The organism is Pseudoalteromonas sp. SG44-1 (assembly GCF_014164315.1).
Lineage (GTDB): Bacteria > Pseudomonadota > Gammaproteobacteria > Enterobacterales > Alteromonadaceae > Pseudoalteromonas > Pseudoalteromonas rhizosphaerae.
The window spans coordinates 1-2,471 of record NZ_JACJEW010000141.1 but is presented as its reverse complement, the minus strand read 5'-3'; the positions used below and the strand labels follow the sequence as shown (position 1 = coordinate 2,471).

The window sequence follows — 2,471 nt, the reverse complement described above, 5'->3', positions numbered from 1 at the left end:
CAAGAAAAGAACCCTGGCTTTTCACCTGCTTTGTAATATTCGATTGGTAAGCCATAAATACTATTAAACCCTTGAATTGTTGGTTGACCTTTACCACTGGGGTACACCGTGGCTTCTAGTTTGAGTTCTATCTGGTCGCCTGGCTGCAAACCAAATTCAGTCAAGAATGCATTGTAATTTATTTCTGCTTGCCACCCTGTTCGTGCAGGCTGAAGCATCCATATCGCATCTACTAATATGGGGGAATTAAGGGGGATTTGTTTAAATACTCTGTGCTTTGTGTAACGTGACATTCTACGTTGTATCATTTCTGCATACTTTTTAGCTGCTTCAATATTATAACCACGAGAGAAATTTAAGATGACACCCATCTTAACTATTCAAACTGAATGTCGTTTTTATTGTTCAATTTGCGCGGCGTAAAGCCGCGCCTACGCAAATTTAAATGGCTGTTTTCTTCACCGTTTATTATGTCGCCATGTTAGCCAGCAACGTGCCAATAAACCTAGACAGCATTTATGCTGCCTAGGTTTGAATTCCTTTTCTGATTGTTAAAGAGCAATAACTTTTAAACACCCGCAATAATTTGCATTGCAAGGGTTTTCATCAGTCGTTTCCAATACGGTGTGTTGTCTGGTTTGTTTAGGCTTTCATCTATTGGCCACTTTTCCCAGGGTTTGGTGATTTCTTTATTTGCCCAGCGTTTAGGATTGGTGATAGCGCCGTCAAAGTTAAAGCGGTAAATATCAGCATCAAGCTGTTCTTCTATTTGCTTCATCTGCTTGTAGCTCATTAAACGCCAGTACTTTTCAGGGCGGTTATTTTGCTTATCAAACTCATGTGTTACCGGGTCTAAATGACGAAATGGCTCGATTTCTGGTGAATCAACGAGCCGTTTACTTAAGTCCATAAAGCGCACTACGCGCTCCCATGTATACTTACAGTAGTTTGGGTTTTGTGGGTTGTCTTTAACCCGTATTTCACTAAATGCACCATGGTGGTTTTCATAATCTTTATGGGCAATATACATAGCATGGGTCACACCATGGCCCTGTGAATGGTTCGCTTTAGCGTAAAATGCCTCGATATCTGAGAACGGAAAAGTCGAATGGCCATGCTCATTTTTTTCGGCATTATCAACCGACCACGTAAAGTTCACTGTTTGGTTTTGACGGTCAAAATATACTTCACGTTTAGGTAGAATATAACGCGCTAATATAGGGCTGAAGTTTAAGAAAAAAAGATTAAAACCGATTGCAGGTAATACAAACCAAAATGGAAAGTCTTCTGGTGTTGATGTAAATTGTGAATAAAACCATACCCCAAAAAATATAACTGAGACAATTGAACCTGTTACTCCCAAAAGAATAGGTCCCAATACTAACCCTAACGTCCAATCTGCTGCATTATGAAAACCCAAGTAGCGGCCTTCATTATCCAAGCTTTGAGGCTGTACTTTTTTATTATCCTCTTTTTCTAATAAAAATCGGACAATCATTAACCCTTTAGGTGAACTATATTCATACTTTTTTGAGGAAATATAGTGTTTAAAGTTCTGAGAGTTCTCTATTGCTCTTGCATTTAGTTTTGCAAATTTATATGAAATTGACATGAATATCCTTTTGCCCACTCAAGCAGCTATTTACTGCTTGAGCTAAATCCTATTTATTTCTTTGTTTAACTACAAATCAATCATTAAAAATGAAGTGAATTTTTGCCACAACGTTTTGCCAAATTTAATCTCGCTTTCAGCTTTTATATTATCCGCATATTTCCATGGGAATTTAAATATATCCGGCGGTGTTAGCTTTCTGATAGGTTTACCCGTCAATAAGTTATTGAGCTGTTCTTCATCATTAAATTCTTTTCTAAGTTCATCATCCGCTTTAGACATTTCTTTTAAAAATGACTTATCAACCCGATACCAAAAGTACTTAGGGCGGCCATTCGCTTTATCAAATTCAGCGGTGGTTTTATCAAACTCACGGTAATATTCAAATTGCGGAATATCAGCTAAAGGTTGAGTAACATCCATAAAGTTTTGTAATAATTCCCAATGTACAAATGCAGAGCTAATTAAATTAGCACCTGTCCACGCATAAAAAACGTCTTTTTTAAAATGTAATAGTGTAAATCCCCTAAATGGAAAGCCGCTTTGAGGGTTGTTCTGGACTTTATAGTGAGCATTAAACTCTTCAAATGGAAGTTTATTAATTACTTCGGTACTGTCATTTTGAGATAGCCAGACAAGGCCCGTAGTTCTCTCAAAATTCATTCTTGAATGCATAACTATTTTTCTTATTAACGTCCAGATAGTTAAGTTAAATAATTTAGATCCTCCCCATATGCATATTCTCACCAGCTTTGATCACCCAATGGCATTAACTTTGATCGCTTATTCTCATTAAGCTTTGATCACGAAAATCACGCGATAATGATCACTTTTGTGTTCTTAATGATTTTGCCGATCA

The 2,471-nt window shown here is 37.2% G+C and carries 3 protein-coding genes; all 3 read right to left on the bottom strand.

Annotated elements, in window-relative coordinates:
* Window positions 1-371, bottom strand: a 371-nt coding sequence (locus tag H5187_RS23175; RefSeq protein WP_182795063.1) for a hypothetical protein, incomplete at its 3' end; no start/stop codon positions are given.
* A 197-nt stretch (window positions 372-568) separates the two neighbouring features.
* A complete protein-coding gene (locus H5187_RS23170) occupies window positions 569-1,612 on the bottom strand; it encodes a hypothetical protein (RefSeq protein WP_182798437.1) in 1,044 nt (347 codons plus the stop codon).
* 69 nt (window positions 1,613-1,681) lie between these two features.
* On the bottom strand, window positions 1,682-2,275 hold the full coding sequence (locus tag H5187_RS23165) for a hypothetical protein (protein WP_182798436.1): 594 nt from the start codon (window positions 2,273-2,275) through the stop codon (window positions 1,682-1,684).
* Window positions 2,276-2,471: the final 196 nt, after the last annotated feature.